Source organism: Actinomadura napierensis, from assembly GCF_039529375.1.
GTDB classification, from domain to species: Bacteria; Actinomycetota; Actinomycetes; order Streptosporangiales; family Streptosporangiaceae; genus Spirillospora; species Spirillospora napierensis.
In genome coordinates, this window is sequence record NZ_BAAAMR010000418.1 from 1 (window position 1) to 530 (window position 530).

General features: G+C 42.5%; 1 protein-coding gene and 1 pseudogene. Both read right to left on the minus strand.

From position 1 onward, the window contains the following. Positions 1–396, minus strand: a pseudogene (locus tag ABD296_RS50235) (serine hydroxymethyltransferase); the annotation flags it as partial. 62 nt (positions 397–458) lie between these two features. After that, the coding region (locus tag ABD296_RS50810; protein ID WP_407061609.1) for a DUF436 family protein at positions 459–530 on the minus strand (72 nt) is incomplete at its 5' end.

Sequence of the window (530 nt, forward strand, 5' to 3'; positions counted from 1 at the left end):
GCTAACTTTTGCACCGTGAGTCAAGTGACCACCGTGAGCCAAGCTCATACCTAAAACTGTATCGCCCGGGTTAAGAAGCGCTAGATAAACAGCAGAGTTAGCTTGTGAGCCAGCGTGTGGTTGAACGTTTGCGTAATCTGCACCAAAAAGTTCTTTAGCACGGTCAATCGCCATTTGCTCAATAACATCTACAAATTCGCAACCGCCATAATAGCGTTTGCCAGGATAACCTTCTGCGTATTTGTTCGTAAGTTTTGATCCTTGCGCTTCCATTACCGCAGGAGAGCAATAGTTTTCAGATGCAATTAACTCGATATTCGCTTGTTGACGTTTTTTCTCTGCTAAAATCCCATCTAATACTGCTTTGTCTTGTACTGCTAATTTTTCGTATGCCATGTTTGAAAAAGCCTCCTAAGTATTATCGTTATTTACCTGTACCTCTGACAACAGAAGTAGTGTTATTTATATACAGCACGTTCGCCACCAATTAGCTTTGGACGTGTTGTTGCTACTGTGACAATTGCTTCCCC